Here is a 2,441-nt window from a genome sequence, read left to right on the forward strand (position 1 = left end):
AGGTCGCTGTAGGTGAAGCCGTTGCCCGGCGTCATGTTGGACGCCGTCGCGCTGCCATACAGCGACCAACTGGTGAAGTCGGTGAATCCGGTTGCCAGGCTCACACCCTGCTGGGCATGGGCGCCAAGGCTGGCGGCAAGGGTCAGGGGCAGCAGCAGACGGGCAAGCTTCATGGTGGGGTCTCCGATCAGGTTGTGCGCCAGTCTGGAGAGCGACCGTTAGGCAATCGTTAGCCAATGAAGCCATCTCACCCCCTCAAGCCCGGGGTCTGTGAACTAGCATCCGCGCCCATGGCTCTCGCCCACACCAAGACCCGTGCGCCGCGCCCGCGTGCCGGCCTGCTGCTGCCACGCCCGGCCCTGCTGGCCGACGTGCAGCGCGCGCTGGATGCTCACCGCGTGCTGTTGATCTGCGCGCCTGCCGGCTATGGCAAGACGTCGTTGCTGACCCAGGCCCTGGCCGATGCCGGTGCCGACACGGCCATTGCCTGGGTGGCCCTGGACGAAGGCGACGACCTCGGCCGCCTGCTGGACTGCCTGTTCGCCGCCTTCGAGCCCTACGACCCACCCTGGCGCACGGCGCCCGAGGGCCTGCGCGACGCGGCCCTGCGCGGCGGCACCGAGATCGTCACCGTGGCCGACGCGATGCTGAACGCGCTGGAGGCCTGCGAGGTCGAGCATGGCCTGATCGTGCTGGACGATGCCCACCACCTCGTCGACCCCGCCTCCTTGCAGTTCCTGGACCGCTGGCTGGCCCGCATGGGCGAGCGCTGGCGCCTGGTACTGGCCGCCCGCCACGATCCCGCGCTGCGCCTGGCGCGGCTGCGGGCCGCCGGCGAGCTGGCTGACATCGGCCCCGTCGAGCTGGCGCTGGCGCGCGGCGAGGTCGAGCAACTGGCCCAGGCCGCGGGCCTGGACGAAACCGCCGCGGCGGGGCTCTACGAGCGCTGCCAGGGCTGGCCCGCCGGGTTGCGCCTGGCTCTGGGCGCAGGCCAGCGCCTGCCCGCGGCCATCGACCGCGCCACCTTCGACTACCTGGCCGCCGAGGTACTGGACCGGCTGGAACCCGGCCTGCGCGGCTTCCTGCTGCGCACCAGCGTGCTGCACGAACTGGACGCCGCGCGCTGCCAGGCGCTGGGAGAGGACGCCCACGCCGCCGGCTGGCTGGCCGATATGGAGCGCCTCTCGCTCTTCGTGACTGTCGTCGACCTGGCGCCCCACACGCTGCGCCTGCACCAGCTCTTGCGCGACATGCTGCAACAGCGCCTGCGCCAGGAGCAGCCCGAGGTCTACCGCCAGCAACTGGAGCGCGCCGCGATGCTGGAGACGGACGCGGTGCGCCGCCAGAGCCTGTTGCTGGCCGCCGGCCGCCCCGAGCGCGCTGCCGAGCTGCTGCTGGCAGACGGCGCCTTGCTGATGAACCAGCTCGGCGCCCAGGGCCTGCTGGACCTGACCCGGCGCTTCGACCCTGCCTTTGCCGAGTCCAGCCCCGAACTGCATCGCGTCAAGGCGCTGGCGCTGTGGGTGCTGTGGGAGGCCCAGCAGGCCGAATGGCATCAGAGCCGCGCCGAGGCGCTGTTCGACGCGCGCGGCGACGAGGCCGGTCTGCTCGCTGCGCGCGGCCATCGCAGCATCCTGCTGATCGCGCAGGGCCGCCTCCAGGAGGCTGAAGCCCTGCTGCGCGACCTCGACCCGTTTGCGCTGAGCGGCGAGCTGCGCCGCGTGACGCTGCTGGGCCGCACCTGGCATGCGATGGAAAGCTGCCGCTTCGATGCCGTTGCGCCGCTGTTCGACGCCCTTGTCACCGAGCTGCTGAACACGACCACGCTGGAGAGCTGGTACATCTGCTCGCCGTCGCCGCGCCAGATCAGCTGCGTCGGCATGTCGCCGGTGGCCGACCGCTGGTACCGTGGCGCGATGCAGGTGCTGGGCAACCGGTCGCTGCCCTTCGGCGTCAACGCGCACACGTCCCAGGCCTGGAACCTGTTCTGGCAGGGCCGCCTGGCCGAATCCCGGCAGATGCTGGCTCATGCCGAAGCCGATGCGGCCTGGTTGGGTCGCATCGTCATCGCGCGCAACCAGGGCCAGGCCCTGCATGCGATGTTCGACCTGATCGCCGGCCGCCATGACGAAGCCCTGGCCCTGATGCGGCTGCGCCTGGCCGAGCATGTGCCGGGCTATGGTGCATGGGGCGGCTGGCATGCGACCTTTGCCATGTCGCGCATGGCGGCCGCCATCGGCAACCTTGAGGCGCTGGCCGAGGGCCTGGAGTGCCTGGTGCGCATCGGTGCGGACCTGCCTGACCTCGTCATGCCGCACCGGCCACGGCCGCTGCTGGGCCTGCAGGCCCAGCTCGCCGCGCTGCAGGGCCGGCGCGACGAAGCCATCGCCGCCTGGCGCGGTCTGCTGGCGGACGGCGAAGGCGGGGTCGGCAACTCGGTC

The 2,441-nt window shown here is 71.7% G+C and carries 1 protein-coding gene; it reads left to right on the forward strand.

All coding sequences use genetic code 11. The features are described 5' to 3' along the window. Positions 1 to 290: 290 nt before the first annotated feature. Positions 291 to 2,441 (forward strand): winged helix-turn-helix domain-containing protein (locus AC1DU6_RS27420; RefSeq protein WP_477860985.1); only part of this gene is annotated, 2,151 nt, incomplete at its 3' end.

This window comes from Roseateles sp. P5_B10 (assembly GCF_056400485.1).